General features: G+C 68.7%; 27 protein-coding genes. 15 read left to right on the top strand and 12 right to left on the bottom strand.

What is annotated here, in order from left to right:
- Nucleotides 1-153 precede the first annotated feature (153 nt).
- On the top strand, nucleotides 154-315 hold the full coding sequence (locus tag ABL843_RS25135) for a hypothetical protein (RefSeq protein WP_369660971.1): 162 nt from the start codon (nucleotides 154-156) through the stop codon (nucleotides 313-315).
- Complete coding sequence (locus ABL843_RS25130; protein ID WP_184642197.1) at nucleotides 312-1,172, top strand: intradiol ring-cleavage dioxygenase; 861 nt, start codon at nucleotides 312-314, stop codon at nucleotides 1,170-1,172. Before ABL843_RS25135 ends, ABL843_RS25130 begins: the two co-directional genes overlap by 4 nt.
- Here the strand turns inward: ABL843_RS25130 and ABL843_RS25125 are convergent.
- The 3 genes from ABL843_RS25125 to ABL843_RS25115 all read right to left on the bottom strand — a co-directional run bounded on the left by ABL843_RS25125 (nucleotide 1,138) and on the right by ABL843_RS25115 (nucleotide 5,033).
- On the bottom strand, nucleotides 1,138-1,857 hold the full coding sequence (locus tag ABL843_RS25125) for a response regulator (RefSeq protein WP_369660973.1): 720 nt from the start codon (nucleotides 1,855-1,857) through the stop codon (nucleotides 1,138-1,140). The genes ABL843_RS25130 and ABL843_RS25125 overlap by 35 nt on opposite strands.
- Before the next feature lie 18 nt (nucleotides 1,858-1,875).
- The gene (bamA, locus tag ABL843_RS25120) at nucleotides 1,876-4,278 is read right to left on the bottom strand and encodes an outer membrane protein assembly factor BamA (RefSeq protein ID WP_418117705.1); all 2,403 of its coding nucleotides are present in this window, start codon (nucleotides 4,276-4,278) and stop codon (nucleotides 1,876-1,878) included.
- An 83-nt stretch (nucleotides 4,279-4,361) separates the two neighbouring features.
- Nucleotides 4,362-5,033, bottom strand: coding sequence for a nuclease-related domain-containing protein (locus ABL843_RS25115; RefSeq protein WP_184642194.1), 672 nt, complete (start codon nucleotides 5,031-5,033; stop codon nucleotides 4,362-4,364).
- 202 nt (nucleotides 5,034-5,235) lie between these two features.
- Here ABL843_RS25115 and ABL843_RS25110 point away from each other — a divergent pair, with 202 nt between their 5' ends.
- The 8 genes from ABL843_RS25110 to ABL843_RS25075 all read left to right on the top strand — a co-directional run bounded on the left by ABL843_RS25110 (nucleotide 5,236) and on the right by ABL843_RS25075 (nucleotide 12,469).
- Nucleotides 5,236-6,396 (top strand): porin, encoded by a 1,161-nt coding sequence (locus tag ABL843_RS25110; RefSeq protein ID WP_418117704.1) that lies wholly within the window; start codon nucleotides 5,236-5,238, stop codon nucleotides 6,394-6,396.
- A 122-nt stretch (nucleotides 6,397-6,518) separates the two neighbouring features.
- Nucleotides 6,519-6,782, top strand: coding sequence for a hypothetical protein (locus tag ABL843_RS25105; protein ID WP_418117703.1), 264 nt, complete (start codon nucleotides 6,519-6,521; stop codon nucleotides 6,780-6,782).
- The gene (locus ABL843_RS25100) at nucleotides 6,782-7,393 is read left to right on the top strand and encodes an ATP-binding protein (RefSeq protein WP_418117702.1); all 612 of its coding nucleotides are present in this window, start codon (nucleotides 6,782-6,784) and stop codon (nucleotides 7,391-7,393) included. Before ABL843_RS25105 ends, ABL843_RS25100 begins: the two co-directional genes overlap by 1 nt.
- A gap of 233 nt (nucleotides 7,394-7,626) precedes the next feature.
- A complete protein-coding gene (locus ABL843_RS25095) occupies nucleotides 7,627-8,310 on the top strand; it encodes a response regulator transcription factor (RefSeq protein WP_369660977.1) in 684 nt (227 codons plus the stop codon).
- Nucleotides 8,307-9,677, top strand: coding sequence for a sensor histidine kinase (locus ABL843_RS25090; protein ID WP_418117701.1), 1,371 nt, complete (start codon nucleotides 8,307-8,309; stop codon nucleotides 9,675-9,677). The genes ABL843_RS25095 and ABL843_RS25090 overlap by 4 nt, the downstream gene beginning before the upstream one ends.
- 132 nt (nucleotides 9,678-9,809) lie before the next feature.
- Nucleotides 9,810-10,298 carry a tripartite tricarboxylate transporter TctB family protein gene (locus tag ABL843_RS25085; protein ID WP_418117700.1) on the top strand — a complete coding sequence of 163 codons (489 nt, stop codon included), beginning with the start codon at nucleotides 9,810-9,812 and terminating at the stop codon, nucleotides 10,296-10,298.
- A gap of 50 nt (nucleotides 10,299-10,348) precedes the next feature.
- Nucleotides 10,349-11,860, top strand: a complete 1,512-nt coding sequence (locus ABL843_RS25080) for a tripartite tricarboxylate transporter permease (protein ID WP_418117699.1) — start codon at nucleotides 10,349-10,351, stop codon at nucleotides 11,858-11,860.
- A 78-nt stretch (nucleotides 11,861-11,938) separates the two neighbouring features.
- Nucleotides 11,939-12,469 (top strand): hypothetical protein, encoded by a 531-nt coding sequence (locus ABL843_RS25075; protein ID WP_418117698.1) that lies wholly within the window; start codon nucleotides 11,939-11,941, stop codon nucleotides 12,467-12,469.
- 39 nt (nucleotides 12,470-12,508) lie between these two features.
- Here the strand turns inward: ABL843_RS25075 and ABL843_RS25070 are convergent, their stop codons facing one another.
- Together ABL843_RS25070 and ABL843_RS25065 are read right to left on the bottom strand one after the other, a co-directional pair.
- Nucleotides 12,509-14,086: an ATP-binding protein gene (locus ABL843_RS25070; RefSeq protein ID WP_418117697.1), complete on the bottom strand. Its 1,578-nt coding sequence runs from the start codon at nucleotides 14,084-14,086 to the stop codon at nucleotides 12,509-12,511.
- Nucleotides 14,083-15,564 (bottom strand): ATPase domain-containing protein, encoded by a 1,482-nt coding sequence (locus ABL843_RS25065; protein WP_418117696.1) that lies wholly within the window; start codon nucleotides 15,562-15,564, stop codon nucleotides 14,083-14,085. The genes ABL843_RS25070 and ABL843_RS25065 overlap by 4 nt, the downstream gene beginning before the upstream one ends.
- Before the next feature lie 11 nt (nucleotides 15,565-15,575).
- On the opposite strand from ABL843_RS25065, the gene ABL843_RS25060 reads away from it, so the two are divergent.
- Both ABL843_RS25060 and ABL843_RS25055 read left to right on the top strand, forming a co-directional pair.
- Nucleotides 15,576-15,845, top strand: a complete 270-nt coding sequence (locus tag ABL843_RS25060) for a hypothetical protein (RefSeq protein WP_418117695.1) — start codon at nucleotides 15,576-15,578, stop codon at nucleotides 15,843-15,845.
- Nucleotides 15,835-16,014, top strand: a complete 180-nt coding sequence (locus ABL843_RS25055; protein WP_126024654.1) for a DUF3606 domain-containing protein — start codon at nucleotides 15,835-15,837, stop codon at nucleotides 16,012-16,014. The genes ABL843_RS25060 and ABL843_RS25055 overlap by 11 nt, the downstream gene beginning before the upstream one ends.
- Nucleotides 16,015-16,057: 43 nt before the next feature.
- Here ABL843_RS25055 and ureG read toward each other — a convergent pair whose 3' ends face one another.
- The 7 genes from ureG to ABL843_RS25020 form a co-directional block, all read right to left on the bottom strand.
- Nucleotides 16,058-16,711 carry an urease accessory protein UreG gene (gene ureG / locus ABL843_RS25050; protein WP_369660984.1) on the bottom strand — a complete coding sequence of 218 codons (654 nt, stop codon included), beginning with the start codon at nucleotides 16,709-16,711 and terminating at the stop codon, nucleotides 16,058-16,060.
- Between the two features lie 16 nt (nucleotides 16,712-16,727).
- Nucleotides 16,728-17,456: an urease accessory protein UreF gene (locus ABL843_RS25045; RefSeq protein WP_418117694.1), complete on the bottom strand. Its 729-nt coding sequence runs from the start codon at nucleotides 17,454-17,456 to the stop codon at nucleotides 16,728-16,730.
- A complete protein-coding gene (ureE, locus tag ABL843_RS25040; protein WP_418117693.1) occupies nucleotides 17,401-18,036 on the bottom strand; it encodes an urease accessory protein UreE in 636 nt (211 codons plus the stop codon). Before ureE ends, ABL843_RS25045 begins: the two co-directional genes overlap by 56 nt.
- Nucleotides 18,037-18,128: 92 nt before the next feature.
- Complete coding sequence (gene ureC, locus ABL843_RS25035) at nucleotides 18,129-19,847, bottom strand: urease subunit alpha (RefSeq protein ID WP_418117692.1); 1,719 nt, start codon at nucleotides 19,845-19,847, stop codon at nucleotides 18,129-18,131.
- Nucleotides 19,847-20,152, bottom strand: a complete 306-nt coding sequence (locus tag ABL843_RS25030) for an urease subunit beta (protein ID WP_126024658.1) — start codon at nucleotides 20,150-20,152, stop codon at nucleotides 19,847-19,849. Before ABL843_RS25030 ends, ureC begins: the two co-directional genes overlap by 1 nt.
- Before the next feature lie 10 nt (nucleotides 20,153-20,162).
- Nucleotides 20,163-20,762 (bottom strand): HupE/UreJ family protein, encoded by a 600-nt coding sequence (locus ABL843_RS25025; RefSeq protein WP_418117691.1) that lies wholly within the window; start codon nucleotides 20,760-20,762, stop codon nucleotides 20,163-20,165.
- A 38-nt stretch (nucleotides 20,763-20,800) separates the two neighbouring features.
- A complete protein-coding gene (locus ABL843_RS25020) occupies nucleotides 20,801-21,103 on the bottom strand; it encodes an urease subunit gamma (protein WP_042578881.1) in 303 nt (100 codons plus the stop codon).
- A gap of 104 nt (nucleotides 21,104-21,207) precedes the next feature.
- On the opposite strand from ABL843_RS25020, the gene ABL843_RS25015 reads away from it, so the two are divergent.
- The 3 genes from ABL843_RS25015 to ABL843_RS25005 all read left to right on the top strand — a co-directional run bounded on the left by ABL843_RS25015 (nucleotide 21,208) and on the right by ABL843_RS25005 (nucleotide 26,607).
- On the top strand, nucleotides 21,208-24,774 hold the full coding sequence (locus ABL843_RS25015; RefSeq protein ID WP_418117690.1) for an ATP-binding protein: 3,567 nt from the start codon (nucleotides 21,208-21,210) through the stop codon (nucleotides 24,772-24,774).
- A 20-nt stretch (nucleotides 24,775-24,794) separates the two neighbouring features.
- Nucleotides 24,795-25,802: a response regulator transcription factor gene (locus ABL843_RS25010; protein WP_126024792.1), complete on the top strand. Its 1,008-nt coding sequence runs from the start codon at nucleotides 24,795-24,797 to the stop codon at nucleotides 25,800-25,802.
- 82 nt (nucleotides 25,803-25,884) lie between these two features.
- The gene (locus tag ABL843_RS25005; RefSeq protein WP_240650789.1) at nucleotides 25,885-26,607 is read left to right on the top strand and encodes a hypothetical protein; all 723 of its coding nucleotides are present in this window, start codon (nucleotides 25,885-25,887) and stop codon (nucleotides 26,605-26,607) included.
- The last annotated feature ends 1 nt before the right edge of the window (nucleotide 26,608 follow it).

Below are 26,608 nucleotides of genomic sequence, written 5' to 3'. Positions count from 1 at the left end.
TTCTGCGGCATGCATGGCGGGCGAGGGGAGGCGGGCTGAGGACGGCTGGAGGGGACGGCCACCGATCATCGCGACCGAATGTGGAGGAATCTGGGAGGAAATCCGCTCGGGGATCTCCATCTTTTCTCCACCATGCGGCCCCAGCATGAGGCCATGAATCCGGAACCGAGCCTTGCGCTGCAGGGGGCGATCGTCGTGTCTTTCTGCCTTCTTGCCCAGGCGTGGGTGCTGCTGGTGCTCTGGGCCGAGGTCCGGGTCACGCGGCCGGCCGGTACGCAACTCACAGGCTCCAACGTTCACAGGGAGGAAGAGTGACAAGTCACGACGACACCGCCATCGGCCGCCGCGGCCTGCTGGCCACCTTGGGCGCGGCCACGCTGGCCGCAGCCGCCTCCGTCCGGCCCGCCGGGGCCACCGCGCCGAAGAAGCTGCCGCTGACCGCGCAGACCACCGAAGGCCCCTACTACCTCGACCTGGGCCGGATGCGCCGGGACATCACCGAGGGGCTCGACGGCGTGCCGCTGGAAGTGCGCTTCAACGTCTGCGACACCACCGGAAAGCCGCTGCCTGGGCTGCGCGTGGACATCTGGCATTGCGACATGCAGGGGCGCTATTCCGGCTTCGGCGAGCAGGGCGACGACCGCTCGCTCGCCTTCGAGGGCAAGACCTTCCTGCGGGGCAGCCAGCTCACCGACCGCGAGGGCGTCGCCGCCTTCGCCACCATCTATCCGGGCTGGTACGCGGGGCGCACCACGCACATCCACATGAAGGTGCTCGACGGAACGCGTGCGGTGCTCACCTCGCAGTTCTTCCTGCCCGATGCGCTCAGCGAGTTCCTGTACACGCAGGTTCCGCTCTACCAGCGCACGCGGGTGCGCGACACGCTCAACAGCGTCGACGGCATCGCGCTGAAGGCCGGCGACACGGTGCTCGGCGCGGTGCGCGAGGAGCGCCAGCGCTACGTGGCCACGCTCGCGCTGGTAGTCGACCCGGCTGCGAGCCCGGCGATCGACCGGCCGCCGCCTCCCGCGGGCGACATGCCGCCGCGTCCCCAGGGCATGCCCCCGATGGGCGGTGCGGGCGGCGCGGGCGGTGGCAGGCCCATGCATCCGCGCGCGCTGGCCGGCGCCGCGCGCCTCAAGGCGCTGGTGCCGCCGCGCACCACGAGCTGACGATCGGCCGTTCCGCGAAGCTGAAGCCCACGCCGTAGACCGAGCGGATCCAGTCGTGCGAAGGCACGGCCGCCGCGAGCTTCCTGCGCAGGTTCTTGATGTGCCCGTCCACGGCGCGCTCGTTCACGTCGAAGGCCTCGGGAAAGGCTGCCTCCAGCAGCTTGGAGCGGGTGAACACCCGTCCGGGGTCGCGTGACAGTGCTTGCAACAGCAGCAGCTCGCGGCGCGTGAGCGTCAGCGCGCGGCCTTCGAGGCAGGCGTTGCCGCGAGGGTCGTCGAAGCGCACGGCGGTCGAGGGCCGCGCCACGCTGTCGCGCCACTGTGCATGCCGGCGCAAAACCGTCTGGATGCGCGCCACCACCTCGCGCGGCGAGAAGGGCTTGCAGACATAGTCGTCCGCGCCCATGTCCAGCGCCAGCAGCCGGTCGGCCTCGTGCGTGCGCCCGGTCAGCATGATGATCGGGTGCTTGCCGCAGGAACGCACCTTCTCCAGCACCTGGATGCCGTCGATGCGCGGCAGCACCACGTCGAGCAGGGTGAGCGCGGGCGGCTCGCCCAGGATGCGCTCCAGCGCGGCCTCTCCGTCGCCGACCTGTTCGATCTCATGGCCCGCGCCGTGCAGGTGGCCCAGCAGCAGCGAGGCGCTGTCGTGCCTCTTGTCCTCCACCAGCAGGATGCGACCCATGGCCAGGACCCCCCGTGCTCAGAACGAGGTTCCGATCTGGAACTGGAAGCGCTGCGTGCGGTCGGCCGCGATGTTGTTCGCGGTGTCGGCCTTCTGGTAGATCAGCGGCACCGCGTAGGCCAGCCGCAGCGGGCCCAGCGGCGAGATCCAGCTGATGCCGATGCCGGTGGAGGCGCGGATGCGGTTCTGCGCCTTCCACTGCGCGTCGGTCATGCTCGCGGTGCGGTCGGCGAACACGTTGCCTGCGTCGAGGAAGGTGTACAGGCGCAGCGTCTTGTCGTTGCCCGCGCCGGGGAAGGGCGTGCTGAACTCCATGTTGAAGATCGCCTTGCGCGTGCCGCCCAGCGCGCCTCCCGTGACCGAGTCGGCCGGGCCGAGCGAGTTCTGCTCGAAGCCGCGGATCGAGCCCAGGCCGCCGGCATAGAAGTTCTTGAAGATCGGGTAGGTGCTGTCGCCCAGCGCGCGCGCATAGCCCAGCTGCCCGTTGATGGCGAGCGTGTACTGCTTGGACAGCGGGAAGTACTGCTGGTACTGGTAGTTGGTCTTCAGGTAGCGCAGCTCGTTGCCCACGCCCATCTCGAGGTTGGCGCTCTGCAGGCGTCCGCGCGTGGGAACCAGCGCGCTGTCGCGGTCGTCGCGCGACCAGCCCAGCGTGGCCGGGATGGCGATCATGCTCGACTTGGCGCAGCTCACGCTCGGCGCGGTGCCCGTGCACTTGAAGTAGTCGAGGTAGGCCTGCGGCGTGGCGGTGTACACGTACGAGCCGTCGACCAGCGTGTAGGTGCCGTTGGTGCCCGGCGTGAACGACCAGCGCTCCAGGCCGATGCCGAGGAACACCGTGTCCTGCTCGCCCACCGGGAAGCCGAATCGGATGGAGCCGCCGTCGCTCGCGAGCTTGTAGTTGCCGTCGGCCTCGTAGTAGGGCCGCGTGGTGGTGTGGAACACGTTGATCGTGCGCGAGATGCCGTCCTTGGTGAAGTACGGGTCGGTGGCCGTGAGCGAGATGGTGCGGTTGTACGAGCTGGTGTTCACGTTCAGTCCCAGGTAGTTGCCGCTGCCGAACACGTTCTCCTGCGTGATGCCGAAGGTCAGCGAGACCTTGTCGGTCGACGAGTAGCCCGCGCCCAGCTGCAGCGATCCGGTGGGCTTCTCGGTCACGTTCACCGCCAGGTCGACCTGGTCGGGCGAGCCGGGCACGTCGACGGTGTCGACGTTCACGTCGGTGAAGAAACCCAGGCGGTCGATGCGGTCGCGCGAGGCGCGGATCTTGTTGCCGTCGTACCAGGCGCCCTCGTACTGGCGGAACTCGCGGCGGATCACCTCGTCGCGCGTCCTGGTGTTGCCGCCGATGTTGATTCGGCGCACATAGGCGCGGCGCGAGGCTTCCGCCTTGAGCACCAGCGTCACGCGGTTGTTCTGCCGGTCGATCTCCGGCTCGGCCTTCACGCGCGCGAATGCGTAGCCGAAGGTGCCGAAGTAGTCGGTGAAGGCCTTGGTGGTGGCGGCCACGTCCTCGCCGTTGTAGGGTTTGCCGGGGCGGATGGTCACCAGCGTCTTGAACTCGTCCTCGTGGCCCATGTAGTCGCCCGCGAGCTTCACGCTGGCCACCACGAACTTCTCGCCCTCGGTGATGTTGATCGTGAGGGTCAGCGTCTGCCGGTCGGGCGAGATGGCGACCTGCGTGGAGTCGATGCGGAACTCTAGATACCCGCGCGTGATGTAGTAGGAGCGCAGCGTCTCCAGGTCGCCGTTGAACTTGGTGCGCGAGTACTGGTTGGACTTGGTGTACCAGTCGAGCCAGCCGCCCGTGTCCTGGTCGAAGAGGTCGAGCAGCGTGCTCTCGCTGAAGGCCTTGTTGCCGACCACGTACACTTCCTTGATGCGAGCGGGCTCGCCTTCGGTCACGGTGAAGGTGATGTTCACCCGGTTCCTCTCCAGCGGCGTGACGGTGGTGATGACCTGCGCGTTGTAGAGGCTGCGGCTGATGTACTGCCGCTTGAGCTCCTGCTCGGCGCGGTCGGTCAGCGCCTTGTCGTAGGCCTGCCCTTCGGACAGCCCCACCTCGCGCAGCGCTTTCTGCAGCGCCGCCTTGTCGAATTCCTTGGTGCCCACGAAATCCACGTCGGCGATGGAGGGGCGTTCTTCCACAACCACCACCAGCACGTTGCCATTCACGTCGATGCGCACGTCCTTGAAGAGACCGAGTTCGAACAGCTTGCGGATGGCCGCGCTGCCGCGTTCGTCGCTGTAGGTGTCGCCGGCTCGCAGGCCCACGGTGGCGAAGACGGTGCCGGGCTCGACGCGCTGCAGGCCTTCGAGCCTGATGTCCCTGACGGTGAAGGGCTCGACCGCCCAGGCGGAAGATGTGGCGATGGAGGCAAGCAGCGCGGCGGCAGCTGCGAGTGACTTGGGAAACTGCATCGCCGCATGGTTCCCGCCAATGTCGGAGAAATTTGGGACTTTCTCCGGGCTGCCCCGGACCGGCCGGGGTCTTTACCTGCGGCTTACTGCAACCCCATTGCGTTCGATGCCGCCCATGCCGGCGCGGCGGCGGCTTCCGGCATCTGCGCGCTTCTTTCGCGGCAGTTGCGCAGGTGGTCCTCGATCGTCAGGCTGCCCTGTATCTCCAGCAGGCGCTCCACGGTGCGGTCGATGGCCCGCTCGTCCAGCAGCGGGTAATTGCGCGCGAGGCGGCCGTTGTTGCGCACCAGGCGCGCGATGTAGGGCAGGTCCTGCTGCGTGATGACGGCCGCAGGCATCACGCCTTCCAGCTCGATGCCCTCGCAGGGCAGCAGCACGAAGTACTGCAGCCGCAGCTCGTCGGACAGCAGGCTGCGCAGCTGCGTGGTCTTGCGCCCCCCTTGCCATGCGGGGTCTTTCACCTCGCGCGCGTTCTTGCCGCCGTGCAGGCGCAGAAACCAGCGCGGCGGCGACTGGTCCGATTTCTTGCGGTAGACGAACGCGTTGCGCCAGGCCTTGATCTCGAAGAGATACACGCCGGTCTCGCACACCAGCACCGCGTCGACGCGCGCGGTGGGCACCGTGTGGCCCTCCGGCATCGGGATGATGAGGTTGCGAAGAATGCGCAGGTACGAAAAGGTGGGGCTGAATGCGCTGGCGAGCTGCTGCACGCCCAGCGAGGTGGCGGTCGTGCTCGGCGGCAAGGCGATGGTCATGGAGGGCTCCTTCGATCGAGGGAGCATCGCGCCGCTTTTGGGAGACTTCTTGAACGAGGTGTTTCCTTCGGTGGAGCGCGATGGTTTGCGTGCAAACAACAGTTCTCCCAAAGCAATGGTCAATCACAAGATTCCTCCGAATTTGAACGGGACCATGCGTGTCTGCTGCTCGATGTAGAGCCGCTGCAACTGGAGAACCTGAATGAAGAAAACCCTCACGGCATTCGCTGCCCTGGCCGTCTGCGGCCTGGCTTGTGCCCAATCGTCCGTCACGTTGTTCGGCGTCGTGGACGCCGGCCTGACCTACCAGTCGACGACCTCGCGCGACACCACCACCGGCGCGTCGGTCAAGCAAAGCAAGACCAGCCTGGGCAACTCCGGCTACAACTCCAGCCGCATCGGCTTCCGCGGCACCGAAGACCTCGGCGGCGGGTTGGCCGCGAGCTTCTGGCTCGAAGCGCCCATCACCAACGACGACGGCGCCACCGGCATCTCCACCTTCGCGCGCCGCTCCACCGTGAGCCTGTCGGGTGGCTTCGGCGAGCTGCGCCTGGGCCGCGACTACACGCCCACCTTCTGGAACGACACCGTCTTCGACCCGTTCGGCACCAACGGCTCGGGCACCAACGTCATCAGCACCGTCAGCGGCAACACCACCCTCAACAACGCCAACTACGTGCGCGCCAGCAACTCGATCGGCTACTTCCTGCCGCCGAACCTGGGCGGCTTCTACGGCCAGTTCCAGTACGCGCTGCACGAGAACGCCAGCACGGACGCCACCAGCACCACGGCCGCCTCGAGCAGCAGCGCGGGCCGCTACGTGGGTGGCCGCTTCGGCTACGCCAACGGCCCGCTGGACGTCGCCCTGGGCGTGGGCCGCAGCACCGTCGTGGACACGACCGCGCTGCAGCGCAGCGTGCAGACCATCAACCTGGGCGCCTCGTACGACTTCGGTCCCGTGAAGCTGTTCGGGGAGCTGTCGAACGTGAAGAACAAGTTCGACTACGCGGCAGTGGCCGACGCGCACGACAGCTACAACGGCTACCTGATCGGCGCGACGGTGCCGGTGGGCGCGGGCCTGATCCGCGTGGCGTACTCGCAGGTGCGCTACAACGAAGGCGCGGCCGGCATCACGGGCGAGGACCCGCTGGCGCGCAAGTTCGCGATCGGCTACGTGCACAACCTGTCCAAGCGCACGGCGCTGTATGCGACGGTGGCGCGCGTGAACAACCGCAACGACGTGAACTACACGGGCAGCCTGGTGTCGGCCAGCACCACCGGCTACGGCAGCACGGGCACCAGCTACACCGGCCTGCCGCGTTCCTCCACCGGCTACGACTTCGGCATCCGCCACGCGTTCTGATATCGAACGCGCGCCGCGCGGAAGGGAAGGGGCATGCACGCGCTGCCCTTTTTTCTTCCGCGCGGCTTTTTCGTTTGCGCCTGTATTCCTCATTCCACACAACCAGCAGTGAGCTTCGACCGATGAACCGAGTCCGACTTCTCGCGGGCGTGCTGGCGGCCTCCGGGCTGGCCGGCTGCATCATGCTGCCCCCGCCGCCCATGCCCTATCGTCCGCCGCCGCACGGCTTCCGCGGCGAGGGACCGCCGCCTCCAATGTTCTTCGGCGATGCGCGCCGCCCGCCTCCGGGCTGGGGCGCATGCGAGGCCGGCCGCGCACCGGCGCAGGAGCGTTGCGCGCGCGACCTGCCGGGCGAACCCGCGCCGCAGCCGCCGGGAGCGCGCTGATGACGGGCGGAGGGCAGCTGCAATCGGGCAACCTCGGATTCATCATCGCCGCCGCGATCCTGCTGGGGCTCGGCGGCGTGGCCGGCATGATGTTCTCGCTGCTCGTCGCCAACCTGCGGCAGAGCGCCAAGGCGCGCGAACTCGCCGCGCAGGCCCGCGGGGAAGCGCGGCAGCGCATGAGCGCGAGCCGCGCGCAGGACATCGGTGCGCTGCTCGACGCCGCCTCGGCCCAGGCCGACGGCAAGGCCTTCCGCCTCGACATCCAGCTGCCGCAGGAAGCGGTGCGCGTGTTCGCGATCGAGGCCGAGCTGCGCGAGCTGCTCGCGAAGGTCACGGCCTATGCGGCCAGCGTGATGCGCGCCGGCACGACGCTGCAGGTGTCCGCGCATGCCGATGGCGAGCAGGCGGTAGTCCACTGGCGAGACCTCGATGCGGTCGATGCCCATCCGCCGCTCGCGAGGTTCTTCGACGGCAGGCTCCCGGCCGCAATGGCGGCCAGCGCCAAGGCCTGCGAGCGCATCGCCGGCCACCATGGCGGGCGCATCTACTCGGCGCCGCATGGCGGCGGCGTGCTGGGGCTCACGCTGCGCCTGCCGCTGCTGCGGGCCTGAGCGCGGCTTTCGAACATGGACAAACGGTAATGAAGGGGCAGCGCTTTCTCTGATCCAATGGCGGCTAGGATGGCCCCGGCGGTGCCCGCGTGAACGTGACGATGGGCGCCGGCCGACCCCGTCGCCATGAGCATCATCAGAACGCAGCCTCTTCCCCGTCTTCATCCTCCGTCGCCAGCCTCCATCGCCGCTCCCTGCCGGAGTGCCGCGCAGGGGTGCTAGGCCCCACCGCCATGTGGCGCTGCCTCATCGTCGAGGACGACGCCGACAACGCGCGCTACATCGCCGACGGCTTTCGCTCGCTCGGCCACGTGGCGGTGATCAGCCGCGACGGCGCCGACGCGCTCGCTCGCGCCACCGGCGAGCAGTGGGACATCGTCATCCTCGACCGCATGCTGCCCAACGAGGTGGACGGCCTCTCGATCCTCTCGACCATGCGCGCGCTCGGCAAGAAGACGCCGGTGCTGGTGCTCAGCGCGCTGAATGCGCTCGACGAGCGCGTGCGCGGGCTCAAGGCCGGCGGCGACGACTACCTGGCCAAGCCCTTCGCTTTCTCGGAGCTTGCAGCGCGCGCCGAAGCGCTGGTACGGCGCTCCCGCACCGGGCCCGAGATACGCATGCTGCAGATCGCCGACCTCACGCTCGACCTCGCGCGCCGCCATGTCGAGCGCGGCGGCCGGGCCATCGCGCTGCAGCCGCGCGAGTTCAGGCTGCTGGCCTATCTCATGATGCATCCGGGCCAGGTGGTCACGCGCACCATGCTGCTGGAGGCGGTGTGGGACTACCAGTTCGATCCGCAGACCAACGTGATCGACGTGCAGGTCAGCCGGCTGCGCGGCAAGCTCGACGCGGGCGGCGCCCCCACGCTGATCCACACCGTGCGCGGCGTGGGCTACACGCTGGCAGCGCCGCAATGACCGCGGCTCTGCGCCGGCTATGGCGCTCGGTCGGCTTCCGGCTCGCCTTCTACTACGGGCTGCTGGTGGCGATCACCATGCTGGCGGCGCTGGCCATCGTCTACATGCAGACGGTGGGTGTGCTGCAGCAGCGCATGGTGCGGCAGGTGGCCGCGAGCATGCAGCAGCTGATGGTGCGCTACGACGCGCGCGGCGCCGACGGCGTGGCCGGGGAGATCGCGAACGCGCTCTCGGACGGCCGCAACTCCGACAACGAGATCTACCTGCTGACCGACCGCGAAGGCCGCAAGCTCGCGGGCAACCTCGACCAGATGCCATCGCAGGCCCCCGATGCGGGCGACGGCGTGCACCGCCGCGTGGTGCGCACGGGCCAGACCGTCATCGCGTACCTGGTGATGCGCCCGCTGGCCGATGGCGGCATGCTGGTGGTGGGGCACGACCTGCGCGACCAGGAGTCCATCGAATCGCTCGTGGCCAGCGCCAGCGCGGCGGCGGGCATCGTGGCAGTGCTGCTGCTGATCGGCGGCACCTTCGTTTTCCGCCAGGAGCTGGAGCGCAGCGTGGGCGCGGTGCGTCGCACTGCCGCGCGCATCGCCGAGGGCGAGCTGCAGGAGCGCGTGGAGCCTTCGGGCGAGGAAGACGAGTTCGCGCTGCTGGAGCACGACATCAACGCGATGCTCGACCGCATCCAGTCGCTAATGGACGGCGTGCGCCACGTCTCCAACACCATCGCGCACAACCTGCGCACCCCGCTCACGCGCGTGCTGGTGCGGCTGCGCGCGGTGGAAGCAGGGCTCGATGCGGGCGACCCGCAGCGCGAGGCCGTGAGCACCGCCATCCGCGAACTGGAGGAGCTGGCCGTGGTGTTCGAGAAGCTGCTGCAGATCGCCGAGGTGGAGGCCGGCGCGCGGCGGCAGCAGTTCGCCCCGGTGGCGCTGCACGTCATCGCCGACGACGTGGCGGAGCTCTACGAGGCCGTGGCCGAGCTGCGCGGCATCGCGCTGCTGCGCGAGCCCGCCGACATGGCCGTGGCCCTGGGCGACCGCGACCTGCTGGCTGGCGCGGCCGCCAACCTGCTCGACAACGCGCTGAAGTACGCCGGCACCGGCGCCACGGTGCGCATAGGCACGCACACGGTGGACGGCAGGGCGCAGCTCTTCGTGCAGGACGACGGGCCGGGCATTCCGCAGGCCGAGCACGAACGCATCGGCGTGCGCTTCCACCGGCTCGACCGCAGCGTGCCGGGCCACGGGCTGGGCCTTGCGAGCGTGCTGGCGGTGGTGGCGCTGCATGGCGGGCGGCTCGATTTCGCGGACGCGAAACCGGGCCTGCGCGCATGCATCGACCTGCCGATGGCGGACGGCTGAGCGGGCGCCTTCGTTCCCGACATTGCCGGATGGCAATGTTCTGTTCATGCACAGCGGGGCCGTGAATTCCTAGGATCGACCGAGCGCACATACCGTGCGGATCAACGCAGTTCCTTCCAGGAGACATCAACGGTGAGAATCAAGAGTCAGAGAGACTTCTGCTCGGGCGTGCTCTTCAGCGCCTTCGGCGTGGCCTTCGCATGGGGCGCCACCACATACAACGTCGGCACCGGCGCCCGCATGGGGCCGGGCTACTTTCCCCTGATCGTGGGCATCCTCATCGCGCTGATGGGCGTGCTCATCACGCTCAAGGCGCTGGCCGTGGAGACGGAAGACGGCGAGCCCATCGGGCGCATCGCATGGAAGCCTCTGGTCTTCATCATCGGCGCGAACCTGATGTTCGGCGTGCTGCTGGGCGGCCTGCCGAGCATCGGGCTGCCGTCGATGGGACTCATCGTCGCCATCTACGCACTCACCTTCATCGCCAGCCTCGCGGGCGACAACTTCGGCTGGAAGGGCGTGACCATCCTCGCCACCATCCTCGCGCTCGGCAGCTACCTGGCCTTCGTGGTCGCGCTGAAGCTGCAGTTCCAGGTGTGGCCGACCTTCATCTCGGGCTGATCCGCGGCAAAGAAGACACAAGAACAAGACACAAGAACAAGACAAGAAAAATGGACCTGATCACCAATCTCTCGATCGGCTTCGGCGTCGCCTTCACGGCGCAGAACCTCGTCTATGCCTTCGTGGGCTGTTTGCTGGGCACGCTGATCGGCGTGCTGCCAGGCATCGGCCCCGTGGCGACCATTGCGATGCTGCTGCCGGCCACCTATGCGCTGCCGCCGGTGTCGGCTCTCATCATGCTGGCCGGCATCTACTACGGTGCGCAGTACGGTGGCTCCACCACGGCCATTCTGGTCAACCTGCCGGGCGAATCCTCGTCGGTGGTGACAGTGATCGACGGCTACCAGATGGCGCGCAAGGGGAGGGCCGGCCCGGCGCTCGCCGCTGCCGGCCTGGGCTCGTTCTTCGCTGGCTGCGTGGGCACGCTGATCCTGGCCGCCTTCGCGCCGCCGCTGACCGAGCTGGCCTTCAAGTTCGGCCCCGCCGAGTACTTCTCGCTGATGATCCTGGGCCTGATCGGTGCCGTGGTGCTGGCCTCGGGTTCGCTGCTGAAGGCCATCACGATGATCCTGCTGGGTCTCGCGCTCGGCCTCGTCGGCACCGACGTGAACTCGGGCGTGGCGCGCTACAGCTTCGACATCCCGGAACTCACCGACGGTATCGGCTTCATCGCCATTGCGATGGGCGTGTTCGGCTACGGCGAGATCATCGCCAACCTGGCCGTGCCCGAGCATGAGCGCGAAGTGTTCACCGCCAAGGTGAAGGGCCTGTGGCCCACCAAGCAGGACTTCAAGGACATGACGCCAGCGGTGCTGCGCGGCACGGCGCTGGGCTCGGCATTGGGCATCCTGCCCGGCGGCGGCGCGCTGCTGTCGGCCTTCGCGGCCTACACCATCGAGAAGAAGATCAAGCTCAAGCAGGGCGAGATAGCCTTCGGCAAGGGGAACATCCGCGGCGTGGCGGGCCCCGAGTCGGCCAACAACGCTGGTGCGCAGACTTCCTTCATTCCGCTGCTGACGCTGGGCATTCCGCCCAATGCAGTGATGGCGCTGATGGTCGGGGCCATGACCATCCACAACATCCAGCCGGGCCCGCAGGTGATGACCAGCAACCCGGAGCTCTTCTGGGGCCTGATCGCCTCGATGTGGATCGGCAACCTGATGCTGATCGTGCTGAACCTGCCGATGATCGGTATCTGGATCAAGCTGCTGACCATTCCCTACAAGTGGCTCTTCCCGTCGATCGTGCTGTTCTGCGCGGTGGGCGTCTACTCGGAGAACAACAACACCTTCGACGTGTGGATGGTGGCGATCTTCGGCATCGTGGGCTACCTGTTCCTCAAGCTGAAGTGCGAGCCCGCGCCGCTGCTGCTGGGCTTCATCCTCGGGCCGATGATGGAAGAGAACCTGCGCCGGGCGCTGCTGCTGTCGCGCGGTGACTGGAGCGTGTTCGTGATGCGGCCGCTGTCGGCGGGCCTGCTGGTCGCCGCCGCGCTGCTGCTGATCGTGGTGCTGCTGCCTTCGGTGAAGGCCAAGCGCGAAGAGGCCTTCGTCGAGGACTGACGGGCAGGGGGAAGGCGGCTGGTCGGAACTCCGCGCGATACTTGCGGTCCCACGCTGCCGCCGCCTTTCCTCTGTCCGATGCCCGACGTGCGACTTCCTTCCTTCTCGATCCTTCTTCGCTCGCTCGCCCTGAGCGCGACCCTTCTCGCCGCAGGCGCCCTGCACGCGCAGGCCCTGCCGCCCGGCGTGCGGCTGGGCATGTCGGCCGAGGAACTGCAGGCCGCGCTGCCCGCCGCCGAGCGCGTGCCGAGGCCGCAGCGCCTGGGCGGCGGGCTCGTCGGCTCGTGGCGCGCGGCGCCTGTGGAGATGGCCGGCCTGCTGTTCGAGCCGACCTTCTTCTTCGCGGCCTCGGAACTGCGGCGCGTCGAGTACGTGGCCTCGGCCCAATCCACGCCCGACGGCGGCTCGGCGGCCTTCGCGGCGCTGGTGCAGTGGGGCCGGGGCGTTTTCGGCAACGAGCTGGCGTCGCGCGACCCCGGCAGCGCGTACGCCGCATGGGCGAGCAACGACACCGACATCTACGTGCAGCAGCAGGCCGGCGATCCGCGCAGGGCGAGCGTGCGGCTGGTCTACAAGGCGCGGCAGCTGCGCGACGGCAGCGAGCTCTGAGCGCGGCTTTCGGGCAGCTTCGCCTGTGCCGCTGTTTCGTCAGCTGCGCCGGCGCTGCCCCAGGTCGCGCAGCGCGGCCGAGAGCGCATCCTCGTTCACCGGCTTCAGCAGATGATGATCGAAGCCGGCCTGCGCGATGCGGGCCCGGTCGCCGGGCTGGCCCCAGCCGGTGAGCGCGATCAGCCCCATGTGCCGGTGACGCGGGTGCGCGCGAAGCCGGCGCGCCAGTTCGCAACCGTCCATGCCCGGCATGCCGATGTCCAGGATGCCGAGCGTCGGGCCGAAGTCTTCCGCCGCGCGCAGCGCCTCCATGCCGCCGAAGGCGATGGCCGTCTGGGCGCCCAGCAGGTCCAGCAGCGCCGCGAGCGATTCCGCCGCGTCGCGGTTGTCGTCGACCACCAGGATGCGCTGCCGCGCGGCGGCGGCCTCCGCGTCAACGCCGGGCCGCGTACCGGCCTTCACGCCGCGGCCTAGCAGCGGCAGCGACACGACGAACTCGCTGCCGTGGCCGATGCCTGCGCTCCTCGCGTCGACCGAGCCGCCGTGCAGCTCCACCAGGCTCTTCACCAGCGTGAGGCCGATTCCGAGCCCGCCCTGCGCGGCGCGCGCCGTGTCGCTCACCTGCACGAACATGTCGAAGATCGCGTCGAGCATGGCTGAGGGAATGCCCGTGCCGCTGTCCTTCACGCGCACCACGGCATCGCCGTGGTCCCCCTGCTCGAGGAACACCTCGACGGTTCCGCCCTCGGGCGTGTACTTGGCGGCGTTGTTCAGCAGGTTGGCGAACACCTGCGTGAGTCGCACGCTGTCGCCTTCGACCGCCAGCGAGGCATCGGGCATGTTCAGCGCGAGGTTGTGCTTGCGGGCTTCCATCAACGGCCGGCTCAGTTCGACCGCGTCGCGGATCACCTGCGCCAGCGTCAGCTCGGCGAGCTGCAGCTCGATCTTGCCGCGGGTGATGCGCGAGACCTCCATCAGGTCGTTCACCAGGCGCACCATGTGCTCCACCTGGCGGCCCATGAGCTCGTAGTAGGGCAGTGCCGCCTCGGGCGTGGGGGCCTTGCGCTTGAGGATGGCCAGCGCGGTGCTCAATGGCGCGAGCGGGTTGCGCAGCTCGTGCGCCAGGGTGGCGAGGAACTCGGTCTTGCGCTTGTCGGCTTCGCCCAGGTCGTCGAGGATCCGGCGCAGTTCGTACTGCCGGCGGCGCGCGCGCAGTGCGCTGCGCACTGCGCTCACCAGCGAGGCCACGCGCATGGGCCGCTCCAGCACCGTGACGTTGGCCATGCCGTCCATGGCGACGCCGATGGCACGCGAGTCGGCCCCCTGCCGGGCAAGTATCAGCACAGGCAGGTCGGACCATGGCGGCTGAGCCGAGACCGCATCGGCCAGTTCCGCTGCGCCGGTCCCAGAGAGCATTTCCTCCGACACCAGCAGCGCGCCCGCGCCATGCGGAACTTCCTGCAGCAGGTCGCGCAGCGAGGGGCACGCAAGCGATTCGATGCCGGCCTGCTTCAGCACGGCGGTAGTCATTGCCGCATCCTTCGACGTGGCTGTGCGCAGCAGCACGCGCAGCTGCGTGTGCACGGGAGAGGCGTCGGGGGCGTCGGTGTTCGTCACGGTGGAACGGCCGACACGCCGTCGATCGGTACGGGCACCCCCGTCAGGATGCCCCTGAAGCGGCGCAACGGCTCGCCCACGTTGAGCCCGTTGTGGTCCATCGAGAAGGCGCGGATCGAACGCTCGTGCACGCCACCGCGCTTCTTGAGCACCGAGATCGCCTGGTGCACCTCGCCATCGGATTCGAAGTAGCGCAGCAGCACGACCGCGTCGGCGAGGTAGCTGGCGTCCACCGGTGTCTGCATCTGCATGCCGACGAGCCCGTGCTGGGCGCCCACCAGCAGCGTCGCCACGCCGGACTGGCCGAGGTAGGTGAGCAGCTCATGCAGGTGCACGATCAGGAAGCGCTCGTCCGGCATCGCGTTGAGGTAGCCGTTGAGGCTGTCGATCACCACCACCGCCGCCGAATGCCGCGTGACCGCGAGCCTGATCTCGTGCACCAGCTCGCCGGGCGAGAGCTCGGCCGGGTCGATCTGCTTGATGCGGATCAGGCCCGATGCAAGGTGCGGCTCGATCTCCATGCCCAGCCCCATGCAGCGCGTGCGCAGCGTATTGATGCTTTCGTCGAAGATGAAGAGCGCGGAGCTCTCGCCCCGCTGCGCTGCCGCGATGGCGAACTGCACCGCCAGCGACGACTTGCCGGTGCCCGGAGCGCCGACGAAGAGCGTGCTCGTGCCTTTCTCGAGGCCGCCGCCGAGCAGTGCGTCGAGCTTGTCGATGCCGCTGGGCAGCTTGGTCAGCATCATTTCGCGCGAATGCTCGGCCGCCACCAGCCGCGGAAATACATGCAGGCCGCCGCGCTCGATCTTGTAGTCGTGGTAGCCGCCGCGGAACGACTGGCCGCGGTACTTCACAACCAGCAGGCGGCGGCGAGCCGCGCCGTAGTCGGAATTGGACTGCTCCAGCCGCAGCACCGCGTGCGCGATGCTCTGCACCTGCAGGTCGTGCTCGGTGGCCGTCATGTCGTCCAGAAGCACCACGGTGCACTGGCGTCCCGCGAAGAACTGCTTGAGCGCCAGGATCTGGCGCCGGTAGCGCAGCGAGTTGCCCGAGAGCAGGCGCAGCTCGGACAGCGAATCGAACACCACGCGCGAAGGCTTGAGCGTTTCCACGTCGCCGAGGATGCGCAGCGTGGTCTCGCTGAGCTCCATCTCGGACGGGTGAAACATGGTGTATTGCTCTTCGGGCTGCAGCGCATCCTGGGTGGGCAGCATCTCGCGGATGTGGATCGCCGAGAGATCCCATCCGTGCGAGGCGGCCACGCCGCGCAGTTCGGTTTCGGTTTCCGACAGCGTGACGTAGAGCACCGACTCGCCCGCGCTCACGCCCTCCAGCAGGAACTGCAGGGCAATGGTGGTCTTGCCCGCGCCGGGCATGCCTTCCAGCAGGTAGAGGCGGTTGGGTTCCAGGCCTCCTCCCAGCACATCGTTCAGGCCTGGTACGCCGGTGCTGAGGGGGCCGCTGGCGTTCGGCTCCATCGTCGTTCTCCATGAAACATGCGGACACTCATTCCATCATGGAGCGTTTGAAAATGCATGCGCGCCGCGCCAGCCGGGAGGCCAAGCCCATGTCGGCGGCGATCCCTTTGCACATTGCGGTACGGGTGGTGCGAGGCAGAGGCGTTGTCCTGCACGCCGTGTCGGAACTGTCCGGTTGGCGCGCGGTGCGCGGCAAAGAGACTGCGGCTTCTGCTTCCTTCTTTCTTTCGTTCAACCCCAGACATTTCACTCATTGCCCAGGAGACGACGATGCCCGATGACAGCGAGATCCGCATTCCGCAAGACGACGAACGCATCGACGTCACCGACCTGAAGGAGGTCGACTACTGGACCCGCTGGTTCGGCGTGAGCGAGGCCAGGCTGCGCACCGCCGTGGCATCGGCCGGCACGCACAGGGACGACCTGCGGATCTATCTCGGGCTGCCCTGACCGCTGCCGAGGCGGCGGGTGCCATGCCTCGGGCCCTTGGACCTCAGGCCGCTGCGGCCAGCATGCCCTTCTGCTCGATGAACGCGACCACGTCGGCCACGCCCGAGAGCGTCTTGAGGTTCGTCATCACGTAGGGCCGCTGGCGGCGCATGCGCTGCGTGTCCTGCTCCATCACGTCGAGATTGGCGCCCACGTAGGGCGCGAGGTCGGTCTTGTTGATCACGAAGAGGTCGCTCTTGGTGATGCCGGGGCCGCCCTTGCGCGGGATCTTCTCGCCGGCCGCCACGTCAATCACGTAGATGGTGAGGTCCGACAGCTCGGGGCTGAAGGTGGCCGCGAGGTTGTCGCCGCCCGATTCGACGAACACCACGTCGGCGTCCGGAAAGTCTTCCAGCATGCGGTCGATGGCCTCGAGGTTGATCGAGGCGTCTTCGCGGATCGCCGTGTGCGGGCAGCCGCCCGTCTCCACGCCCATGATGCGCTCGGCCGGCAGCGCGCCGGCCACCGTCAGCAGGCGCTGGTCTTCCTTCGTGTAGATGTCGTTGGTGATCGCGATCAGGTCGTACTTGTCGCGCATCGCCTTGCAGAGCATCTCGAGCAGGGTGGTCTTGCCGGAGCCGACCGGGCCGCCGATGCCCACGCGCAGGGGCGGAAGTCTCTTGGTGCGTTTGGGAATGTGGTGCAGGGCGGAGGTCATGAGGATGGTGCTCGGTTCAGCTTCGGAAGAGGCGGGAATATTGTGTTTCGTGGCGAGCCGACAGCACCGCCAGCAGGGGCGCGAAGGCCTGGCGCTCGTTGTCGCCCAAGGCCATCGCGCGGGTCACGGCATCGGGAATCTCCTGCGCCAGCCGGCCCAGGATGCGCTGGCCCGCGCTCTGGCCCAGCGGCACGGCCTTGACCGCGGCGGCGACCATGTTCTCGGCCCAGCCGAAGGCGAAGGCCAGGCAGCCGTCGTGCGCCGTGGCGCCCGCGCGGCTGGCGGCGAAGGCGAATGCGACGGGGTAGCTCGCACCCAGGTCGGCAAAGACTTCCGCCGTATCGGCGTGGTGCAGCTTCAGCCATTCGACGAAGGAGCGGCCCATCTGCTCTGTCTGCAGCAGGAACTCGGCCGACTCGCGGGTGGTCATCACCCAGCGGTTGAGCTCTCGAATGCGCGGCACGTCGCCGGCGCTCCAGGCCGCGATGGCCTGCGCGCAGACGGCGAGGTCGCCGCGCGCGAAGCTCAGGTGCAGCTGGTCGGAGATCCACTCGGCCGCGCGCGGTTCGGTGTCGATGCCGGCCCATTCGACGGCGGCTTCGACGCCCTCGGAGTACGAGAAGCCGCCGACCGGCAGCGCGGGCGAGGCGAGCCAGATCAGCTGCAGGAGGCTTTGGGCGGACACGTCGTCAGTGGGAGTGACCGTGATGCCCGTGGCCGTGATCGTGGCCGTGGCCGTGGCCATCGTGGTCGTCCAACAACTCCGGCGCGAGCACCAGCGGCTTCGGGCCGCTGCCGTGGGCATGCGGGTGACCGTGATCGTGCGAATGCCCGTGGTCGTGGCTGTGGCCATGGCCATGCGAATGCTCGTGCGATCCATACGCGCCGCCCTCGGGCTCGAAGGCTTCTTCCACCGCCACGACGATCAGGTGCATGGAGCGCAGCATGTCGGCCAGCACGTGGTCGGGCTCGATCTTCAGGTGGTCGGGCTTCAGCTCGATGGGCACGTGCCGGTTGCCCAGGTGGTAGGCCGCGCGCGTCAGATCGAAGGGCGTGCCGTGGGCGGTGCAGTGCGTGATGCGAAGCACCGGCTGCGGCGCCGCGATCACGCGCACCAGCGAGCCGTCCTCGGCCACCAGCACGTCGCCGCCACGCACGAGCGTGCCGCGCGGCAGGAACACGCCGATCTGGCGGCCCTGCGAGTCGGTGGCGTCGAAGCGGCTCTTCTGGCGCACGTCCCAGTCGAGTTCGATGGTGGCGGCACGCTTGAGCAGCACGGGCGCGAGGCCGCGGCCCCGGGGCATGAGTTTGTTGGCGGTGAGCATGGTGCAAATGGAGCGCTCCGGAGGGCGCCCGCTGGCTGGATGAATACCTTCGAGGATACGCAGCCTGTCAAGCAGCCGCGTTCCCCAGGGCTTCAGAACAGGAAATACCGCTGCGCCATCGGCAGCAGCTTCGCCGGCTCGCAGGTCAGCAGGTTGCCGTCGGCGCGCACCGCGTAGGTCTGCGCGTCGATCTCCATCTTCGGCGTGTAGTCGTTGTGGACTAGGTCCTTCTTGCGCACGTTGCGGATGTTCTTCACCGCGCTCAACTGCTTCTTCAGGCCGTAGCGCTCGCCGATGCCAGCGGCCAGGCCGGCCTGCGAGACGAAGGTGAGCGAACTCCTCGCGAGCGATCCGCCGTAGGCGCCGAACATCTGGCGGTAGTGCACCGGCTGCGGCGTCGGGATCGATGCGTTGGGGTCGCCCATGGCCGCCAGCGCGATGCTGCCGCCCTTGATGATGGTGAAGGGCTTCACGCCGAAGAAGGCCGGCTTCCAGATCACGATGTCGGCCCACTTGCCGACTTCGAGCGAGCCCACCTCGTGCGCGATGCCGTGCGCGATGGCCGGGTTGATCGTGTACTTGGCGACGTAACGCTTCGCGCGGAAGTTGTCGTTGCGCGCGCTGTCCTCGGGCAGGGTGCCGCGCTGCAGCTTCATCTTGTGCGCGGTCTGCCAGGTGCGGATGACCACCTCGCCGACGCGGCCCATGGCCTGGCTGTCGGAGCTGAACATGCTGATCGCGCCCAGGTCGTGCAGCACGTCCTCGGCGGCGATGGTCTCCTTGCGGATGCGCGACTCGGCGAAGGCCAGGTCCTCGGCGATGCCGGCGTCGAGGTGGTGGCACACCATGAGCATGTCGACGTGCTCGTCGAGCGTGTTCACGGTATAGGGCATCGTGGGGTTGGTGGAGGACGGCAGGAAGTTGCCCTCGCCCACCACGCGCAGGATGTCGGGCGCATGGCCGCCGCCCGCGCCTTCGGTGTGGAAGGCGCAGATGCCGCGCCCGCCCACGGCGGCGATGGTGTTCTCGACGAAGCCCGATTCGTTGAGCGTGTCGCTGTGGATGGCCACCTGCGTGTCGGTGGCGTCGGCCACGTCCATGCAGTTGCTGATGGCCGCGGGCGTGGTGCCCCAGTCTTCGTGCAGCTTCAGGCCGATGACGCCGGCCTCGATCTGCTCGTGCAGCGCGTGCGGCAGGCTGGCATTGCCCTTGCCCAGGAAGCCCAGGTTCATCGGGAAGGCGTCGGCCGCCTGCAGCATGCGCTCGATGTGCCAGGGGCCGGGCGTGGAGGTGGTGGCGAAGGTGCCGGTGGCGGGGCCGGTGCCGCCGCCGAGCATGGTGGTCACGCCGGAGGAGAGCGCCTCCTCGATCTGCTGCGGGCAGATGAAGTGGATGTGGCTGTCGATGCCGCCGGCGGTGACGATGTTGCCCTCGCAGCTGATGATCTCGGTGCCCGGTCCGATGACGATGTCCACGCCCGGTTGCACGTCGGGGTTGCCGGCCTTGCCGATGGCGGCGATGCGGCCGTCCTTCAGGCCGATGTCGGCCTTCACGATGCCCCAGTGGTCGAGGATGAGCGCGTTGGTCAGCACCGTGTCGACCGCGCCCTGCGCCCGGGTGCGCTGCGATTGCGCCATGCCGTCGCGGATCGTCTTGCCGCCGCCGAACTTCACCTCTTCGCCGTAGCCGCCGGCGCGCAGCGTGTAGTCGGCCTCGACCTCGATGACCAGCTCGGTGTCCGCGAGACGAACGCGGTCGCCCACCGTGGGGCCGAAGATTTCGGCGTAGGCACGCCTTGAAATGGTCGCCATCAGAGCTTTCCTTGAACCAGGCCGCGAAAGCCGTAGACGATGCGATCGCCCGAAAAGTCGACCAGCTCGACCGTGCGCTGCTGGCCCGGCTCGAAGCGCACGGCGGCGCCCGAGGCAATGTTCAGCCGCATGCCGCGCGCGGCCTCGCGGTCGAAGCCGAGCGCGCCGTTGGTCTCGGCGAAGTGGTAGTGCGAGCCGACCTGGATCGGCCGGTCGGCGGTGTTCTGCACCACCAGCGTGAGGGTGCGGCGGCCGGGGTTGAGCGTGTGCTCGCCCTCGTCGGTGAAGAGTTCTCCGGGGATCATGCCGGCCGCCTCAGATGGCCTGCGCCAGCAGCGTTGCGCCCAGGCCGACGACCGCGGCACCGGCCACGCGCGGCAGCCATGCGTTGGCATGGCGCAGCGCCCAGCCGAATGCGATGCCGATGGCGTGCAGCAGCACGGTCGCGCAGACCATGCCGGCCAGCGTGAGGGCGGCGCCTTCTTCGCTCGCCAGCTCGTAGCCGTGCGCCACGCCGTGGAAGACGGCGAATACGCCCACCACCACCATCGCCGCCACGGCCGGCAGGCGCACGCGCGTGACCACCAGCAGGCCCAGCACCAGCAGCGAGGCCGCGATCATCGGCTCGACCGCCGGCAGCTGCACGCCGGCCAGCCCCGCCAGCGCGCCCGCGAGCAGCATGCCGGCGAAGGCCAGCGGCGCCCAGAGCAGGTCGGGCCAGGCGCGGCGCGCGGCCAGCGCGCTCCACAGGCCGACCGCGATCATCGCCGCGAGGTGGTCGGCGCCGGTCAGCGGGTGCATGAAGCCGGTGACGAAGCCGTGGTGCAGGCCGCCGTCGACACCGGTGTGGGCGCTGGCGGCCAAGGGCAGCAGGAGGGCGATCAGGGCAAGGGTCTTGGAGGTGCTGTGGCGCATGGAAAAGTCCTTCTGTTCTTTCTCTTGTTCTTCGAATGTCAGACGATGGGCTGATGGACGGTGACCAGCTTGGTGCCGTCGGGGAAGGTCGCTTCGACCTGGATGTCGGGAATCATCTCGGCGATGCCGTCCATCACGTCGGCGCGGGTGAGCACGCTGCGCCCTTCGCTCATGAGTTCGGCGACGCTCTTGCCGTCGCGCGCGCCTTCCATGACGGCGGCGGAGATCAGGGCGACGGCTTCGGGGTAGTTGAGCTTGAGGCCGCGGGCCTTGCGGCGTTCGGCCAGGAGTGCCGCGGTGAAGATCAGCAGCTTGTCTTTTTCGCGCGGGGTCAGTTCCATGGGATCGGCATCGGGTGGCGGGAGGAGGCGGCCATTATGGGCAAGCCGGCTTCTTTGCAACAGTCGTGCCTTGTCCGCCAAAAGCCGTATGGATGGCACGGAAGATGCACCGAAACGGTGTGAACCCTGAAGCCACGACCGCCACCCCCGACGACGCCCCGCAGCGCATCGTCAAGGTGCGGCGCGACTACAACAGCTGGGTGGCCAGCGAGACGCTGGAGGACTACGCCCTGCGCTACACGCCGCAGCGCTTCCGCAAATGGTCCGAATGGCGGGTGGCCAACACGGCGTTCGGGGCGGCCTCGTTCCTGATCCTGGAGGCGGTGGGCGCCACGCTGCTGGTGCAGTACGGCTTCGCCAATGCCTTCTGGGCGATCCTGGCGACCGGGCTCATCATTTTCCTGGCGGGCGTGCCGATCAGCGTGTACGCGGCGCGCTACGGCGTGGACATGGACCTGCTCACGCGCGGCGCCGGCTTCGGCTACATCGGCTCCACGCTCACCTCGCTGATCTACGCGAGCTTCACCTTCATCTTCTTCGCGCTGGAGGCGGCGGTGATGGCCTATGCGCTGGAGCTGGCGCTGGGCATTCCGCCGGTCTGGGGCTACCTGGTGTGCGCGCTGGTGGTGATTCCGCTGGTCACGCACGGGGTGTCGGCCATCAGCCGGCTGCAGCTGTGGACCCAGCCGCTGTGGCTGCTGATGCTGGTGGTGCCCTTCGCGTATGTGCTTGTGCGCGATCCTGGTGCGTTTGCGGGCATCGTGCACTACAACGGCGTGCGCTCGGGCACGAAGGGCTTCGATCTGCACCTGTTTGGCGCAGCCCTCACGGTAGGTATCGCGCTCATCACCCAGATGGGTGAGCAGGCCGACTACCTGCGCTTCATGCCCGCGCGCACGGCGGCCACGGCGCGGCGCTGGTGGGCCGGGGTGCTGGCCGGCGGCCCGGGCTGGGTGGTGCTGGGTGTGCTCAAGATGCTGGGCGGCGCGCTGCTGGCCTACCTGGCGCTCACGCACATGGTGCCGGCCGACCGGGCGGTCGACCCCAACCAGATGTACCTGGCGGCCTACGAGTACGTGTTTCCGCACTACGGCTGGGCGGTGGCGGCCACGGCGCTGTTCGTGGTGATCTCGCAGCTCAAGATCAACGTGACCAACGCCTATGCGGGCTCGCTGGCCTGGAGCAACTTCTTCTCGCGCGTGGCACACAGTCACCCGGGGCGGGTGGTGTGGGTGGTGTTCAACGCGCTCATCGCCTTCATGCTGATGGAGATGAACGTGTTCGAGGCGCTGGGCGACGTGCTGGGCCTGTTCGCCAACATCGCCATCGCCTGGATGATGGCGGTGGTGGCCGACCTGGTCATCAACAAGCCGCTGGGCCTCTCGCCGCCGGGCATCGAGTTCAAGCGCGCGCACCTGTGGGACATCAACCCGGTGGGCGTGGGCGCGATGGCGCTGGCCTCGGGGCTGTCGATCACCGCGCACCTGGGCGTGTTCGGGCCGCTGGCGCAGGCTTTTTCGGCGCTGATCGCGCTGGGCACCGCGCTGGTGGCCTCGCCGCTGCTGGCCTGGGCGACCGGCGGCAAGTACTACCTGGCGCGTGGCGCGGCGTCCTCCGGGGCCGGCGTGGTGCGCTGGGCCAGGGTCGAGCACGAGGGCAGCTACCAGCGCCTGAAGGTGCAGCACTGCGTGATCTGCGAGCGCGAGTACGAGGGGCCGGACATGGCTCACTGCCCCGCCTACCAGGGCCCGATCTGCTCGCTGTGCTGCACGCTGGACGCGCGCTGCGGCGACCTGTGCAAGCCGCACGCGAGCCTGTCGTCGCAGTGGTCGGCGGTGCTGCGCTGGCTGCTGCCGCGGCGCAGCTGGCGCTACCTGGACACGGGGCTGGGGCACTTCCTGCTGCTGATGCTGGTGATCGTGCCGCTGCTGGCGGTGGTGTTCGGCGTGCTCTACCAGCAGGAGCTGCGCGCTCTCGCCGAGGGCGCGCTGGAGCTGGCTGCCGAATCGGAAGTGACGGCCGCGCTGGCGGGGCTGCAGAAGCTGTCGCTGCGCTCGGGCTTCCTGAAGGCGTACATGGCGCTGCTGGTCATCGCGGGCATCGTCGCGTGGTGGCTGGTGCTGGCGCACCAGAGCCGCAAGGTGGCGCAGGAGGAATCCAACCGCCAGACCCACCTGCTGATGCGCGAGATCGAACTGCATCGCGAGACCGACCGCGCGCTGCAGGCTGCCAAGCAGGCTGCCGACGAAGCGCGCGAGATCGCAGAGCAGGCCAAGCAGGCCGCCGACCAGGCCAACCAGGCCAAGAGCCGCTACATCAGCGCCATCAGCCACGAGCTGCGCACGCCGCTCAACAGCATCCTGGGCTACGCGCAGCTCATGGGTGAAGACCACTCGGTGCCGCCACACCGGCAACAGGCGGTGGCGGTCATCAAGCGCGGCGGGGAGCACCTGCTCTCGCTCATCGAGGGCACGCTGGCCATCGCGCACATCGAGGCCGGCAAGCTCACGCTGCACGCGCGGCCGATGCGCTTCGCCGACACGCTGCGCGAGCTGGCCGACATGTTCGAGCTGCAGGCGGCCGAGAAGGGCCTGCAGTTCCGCTTCGAGGCAGCGGGGCAGCTGCCCGAGGTGGTGCGCGCCGACGAGAAGCGCGTGTGCCAGATCCTCATCAACCTGCTGGGCAACGCGATCAAGTTCACGGCCGCGGGGCAGGTCACGCTGCGGCTGGCCTATGCGCGCGAGTTCGCCTCCATCGAGATCGAGGACACGGGCCCGGGCATGCCGGCCGGGGACATCGAGCGCATCTTCGAGCCCTTCGCGCGAGGCAACGCCACGGGCACGGCAGCCGCGCCGGGCGCGGGGCTGGGGCTCACCATCGCCAAGATGCTTACCGACCTGATGGGCGGCGAGATGAAGGTGAGCAGCACGCCGGGCGTGGGATCGCTCTTCTGCGTGCGGCTGTTTCTGCCGCGCGTGCATGACGCGGCGGCCGGCGCGGGACGCGCGCTACCCGTTCCGCGCGCGCGGCGCGGCTACGAGGGGCCGCGCCGACGCCTGCTGGTGGTCGACAACGAGGAAGCCGACCGCGACCTGCTCGGCCATCTGCTCGCGCCGCTGGGTTTCGAGCTGCGCAGCGCGGCCAGCGGGCACGACGCGCTCGACCTCGTTGCCGCCGGCTACCGGCCGGATGCGATGTTCGTCGACCTGGCGATGCCCGGCATCGATGGCTGGGAGACCATCCGCCGCGCGCGCAAGCTGGGCCTGACCGAGGCTGCCGTGGCCATCGTCTCGGCCAACGCCTTCGACAAGGGGCTGGACAACGACGTGGGCATTGCGCCGGAAGATTTCTTCGTCAAGCCCGTGCGCCACACCGAGCTGCTCGACTGGCTCGAACGCCGGCTCGGGCTGCGTTGGACCGAGACCGCCGCAAAGCCCGCCGCCATCGCCGAGCCGCGCGCGATGCTGGCGCCTTCGCTGGCCCGCCTGCGCGCGCTGGAGGAGGCCGTCGGCCTGGGCTACTTCCGGGGCATCATGAACCAGCTCGACGACATCGACGCCGCGCAGCCCGAGTGCGCGGCATGGACCGAAGCGCAGCGCACGCTCGCCCGCCAGTTCCAGTTCGAAGTCATGAGCCGCGCGCTGGCCGAGGCCGTCGAAAGCGCAGCATGACCACGAAGCCATCCGCAGCCATGGAAACCTCATCGCTCGCCAGGACCCTGCGCGAACAGCAGGGCGCCAACAGCGACCTCGTGCTGATCGTCGACGACGTGCCCGACAACCTCGCGGTGCTGCACGATGCGCTCGACGAATCGGGCTACACCGTGCTCATCGCCACCAACGGGGAGCAGGCGCTGCAGCGCGCCGTGCAGGCCAAGCCCGACATCGTGCTGCTCGACGCGATGATGCCGGGCATCGACGGCTTCGAGGTCGCGCGGCGGCTCAAGGCCGATGCCGCGACGGCGCACATTCCCATCGTGTTCATGACGGGGCTCACCGAGACCGAGCACCTGGTGGCCGCGCTGGAGGCGGGCGGCGTCGACTACGTCACCAAGCCCATCAAGCCGAAGGAAGTGCTGGCGCGCATGAACGTGCACCTGCAGGGCGCGCGCCGCGCGAGGCAGGACGCGCGGCAGGCCGGCCAGGCGCGAAACGCGCTCGACGCCTTCGGCTACGCCAGCATCACGGTGCGCCTGCCCGAAGGCAAGCTCATCTGGCAGACGGCGCTCGCGCGCGATCTGCTGCTGCGCTACTGCGACACGCGCGCGCCCGAGACGCCGCCGGCGGTGCTCGAATGGCTGCGCAGCCACACGCCCGATGCGCGCGAGCGCGGCATCGAGCCGCCGGCGCTGTCGATCGTGCAGGGAGCCGGCAGCCTCACGCTGCGGCTGCACCAGCAGACCGGCGGCGACGACGACGGCGACGAGTGGATGATCATCATGCGCGAGGTGTCCGACACGGCGGTCATCGAGGCCATGAGCCTGAGCCTCAAGCTCACGGCGCGCGAGGCCGAGGTGCTGTACTGGGTGGTCAAGGGCAAGACCAACAAGGACATCGGCGAGATCCTCGGCAGCAGCCCCGCCACGGCAAAGAAGCACCTGGAGCGGGTGTACGTGAAGCTGGGCGTGGAGACTCGCACCGCGGCGGCGGGCGTGGCCATCAAGCGCATCCGCGAGCTGCAGCCCCAGTTCGAGATCTGAAGGGTACTCACCGCGTGGTGCCGTGTCACGGCGCCTGCTTTCCGCGTCCCTAGAATGGTTCGAGGCCCCGGGGACGCGAGCGATGAAGAACACCAGCCACAGCAGAACAACGACCCGACCGCCATCGCGCGGCTGGATGCTCGCGGCCTCCTGCCTTGGAGCGGGGCTGCTCGCAGCTCCCGTTGCACAGGCGGCAGGGCATTTCGATGTGGACGACGCCAGCACGCTCGACCCGGGCCAGTGCCAGTACGAGACCTGGTGGGGCCGCACCGGCGTCGAGCCCGTCACGGGCTTCCACTTCGGGCCGGCCTGCCGCGTCGGGCCTGTGGAACTGGGCCTGAACCTCGACCGAACCTCGGTGGGCGGCGTCCATTCGGTCACCGGCGGGCCGCAGCTCAAGTGGAATTTCTACGGACAGGCGGCCGACGCACCTTTCAGCGCAGCCGTGTCGATGGGCGCTGTGTTCGACTTCAAGCGCGGCGGCCGCGCGGGCGGGCAGTTCGTCGTTCCCGTCACCTGGCGGCCGCTGGACAGCCTGCAGATCCACGCGAACGTCGGCGCCGACTGGGCGACCGGAACCGGGGCGCGCACGCCGCGCGGCGGCGTCGGCGTGGAGTGGGCTTTGAACGACACGGTGTCGCTCATCGCCGAGCGCAACCGCGCCTCGAACGCCTGGACATCGCGCGTGGGCGGGCGCTTCAGCATCACGCCGCTGATCAGCGTGGACGTGAGCGCATCGCGCACCGGGCCGCAGGGCGTGCGCGGCTTCGTGATCGGGCTGAACCACGAGTTCAGCTGGAAGTGAG

Origin of the sequence: Variovorax sp. 350MFTsu5.1 (assembly GCF_048302515.1) — a bacterium.
Classification (GTDB): Bacteria; Pseudomonadota; Gammaproteobacteria; order Burkholderiales; family Burkholderiaceae_C; genus Variovorax; species Variovorax guangxiensis.
Note: the sequence above shows the minus strand (reverse complement) of the source record. Positions and strands in the feature narration are given on the sequence as shown.

Coding starts and splice junctions, on each gene's coding strand:
- ABL843_RS25010 (WP_126024792.1), top strand. CDS start 24,795: ATGGAAACCTCATCGCTCGCCAGGACCCTGCGCGAACAGCAGGGCGCC.
- ABL843_RS25075 (WP_418117698.1), top strand. CDS start 11,939: ATGCCCGACGTGCGACTTCCTTCCTTCTCGATCCTTCTTCGCTCGCTC.
- ABL843_RS25135 (WP_369660971.1), top strand. CDS start 154: ATGAATCCGGAACCGAGCCTTGCGCTGCAGGGGGCGATCGTCGTGTCT.
- ABL843_RS25015 (WP_418117690.1), top strand. CDS start 21,208: ATGCACCGAAACGGTGTGAACCCTGAAGCCACGACCGCCACCCCCGAC.
- ABL843_RS25025 (WP_418117691.1), bottom strand. CDS start 20,762: ATGCGCCACAGCACCTCCAAGACCCTTGCCCTGATCGCCCTCCTGCTG.
- ABL843_RS25060 (WP_418117695.1), top strand. CDS start 15,576: ATGAAACATGCGGACACTCATTCCATCATGGAGCGTTTGAAAATGCAT.
- ABL843_RS25020 (WP_042578881.1), bottom strand. CDS start 21,103: ATGGAACTGACCCCGCGCGAAAAAGACAAGCTGCTGATCTTCACCGCG.
- ABL843_RS25045 (WP_418117694.1), bottom strand. CDS start 17,456: ATGGCCACGGCCACGGCCACGATCACGGCCACGGGCATCACGGTCACT.
- ABL843_RS25030 (WP_126024658.1), bottom strand. CDS start 20,152: ATGATCCCCGGAGAACTCTTCACCGACGAGGGCGAGCACACGCTCAAC.
- ABL843_RS25125 (WP_369660973.1), bottom strand. CDS start 1,857: ATGGGTCGCATCCTGCTGGTGGAGGACAAGAGGCACGACAGCGCCTCG.
- ABL843_RS25065 (WP_418117696.1), bottom strand. CDS start 15,564: ATGGAGCCGAACGCCAGCGGCCCCCTCAGCACCGGCGTACCAGGCCTG.
- bamA (WP_418117705.1), bottom strand. CDS start 4,278: ATGCAGTTTCCCAAGTCACTCGCAGCTGCCGCCGCGCTGCTTGCCTCC.
- ABL843_RS25080 (WP_418117699.1), top strand. CDS start 10,349: ATGGACCTGATCACCAATCTCTCGATCGGCTTCGGCGTCGCCTTCACG.
- ABL843_RS25055 (WP_126024654.1), top strand. CDS start 15,835: ATGCCCGATGACAGCGAGATCCGCATTCCGCAAGACGACGAACGCATC.
- ABL843_RS25105 (WP_418117703.1), top strand. CDS start 6,519: ATGAACCGAGTCCGACTTCTCGCGGGCGTGCTGGCGGCCTCCGGGCTG.
- ABL843_RS25090 (WP_418117701.1), top strand. CDS start 8,307: ATGACCGCGGCTCTGCGCCGGCTATGGCGCTCGGTCGGCTTCCGGCTC.
- ABL843_RS25100 (WP_418117702.1), top strand. CDS start 6,782: ATGACGGGCGGAGGGCAGCTGCAATCGGGCAACCTCGGATTCATCATC.
- ureG (WP_369660984.1), bottom strand. CDS start 16,711: ATGACCTCCGCCCTGCACCACATTCCCAAACGCACCAAGAGACTTCCG.
- ureE (WP_418117693.1), bottom strand. CDS start 18,036: ATGCTCACCGCCAACAAACTCATGCCCCGGGGCCGCGGCCTCGCGCCC.
- ABL843_RS25005 (WP_240650789.1), top strand. CDS start 25,885: ATGAAGAACACCAGCCACAGCAGAACAACGACCCGACCGCCATCGCGC.
- ureC (WP_418117692.1), bottom strand. CDS start 19,847: ATGGCGACCATTTCAAGGCGTGCCTACGCCGAAATCTTCGGCCCCACG.
- ABL843_RS25115 (WP_184642194.1), bottom strand. CDS start 5,033: ATGACCATCGCCTTGCCGCCGAGCACGACCGCCACCTCGCTGGGCGTG.
- ABL843_RS25095 (WP_369660977.1), top strand. CDS start 7,627: ATGTGGCGCTGCCTCATCGTCGAGGACGACGCCGACAACGCGCGCTAC.
- ABL843_RS25110 (WP_418117704.1), top strand. CDS start 5,236: ATGAAGAAAACCCTCACGGCATTCGCTGCCCTGGCCGTCTGCGGCCTG.